Raw genomic sequence first — 278 nt, 5'->3', positions numbered from 1 at the left:
ATGTTCATTACCTGCGAAAAGAAGCTTTTTTTTCCGGAGCCTTCAGAAAGCAGAAAAATGTCTCCAATATTTACCGAACTAAATACAGGAATATTGTTACAAAACAGAAGGTCAATCTTGTGTGGGGATTCACATTCAGAGAATTCGGTGATCACCTCTTCCAGATCAGTAGAAATGCCCAGCCCTTTAGACGTGAATTTGTTTTCAGGATGAGGTAGAATGGCCACAGGCCATTTATTTCTTGCAGCTACAGGAATGATTTCCCGTAATTTTTTATC

At 39.2% G+C, this 278-nt stretch carries 1 pseudogene; it reads right to left on the bottom strand.

Annotation, left to right across the window (positions count from 1 at the left end):
• Window positions 1–278 (bottom strand): annotated as a pseudogene (locus HC176_RS19460) (DUF389 domain-containing protein); the annotation flags it as partial.

It is taken from the genome of Tamlana crocina (genome assembly GCF_012037625.1).
This window is presented reverse-complemented; position numbering and strand designations above follow the sequence as displayed.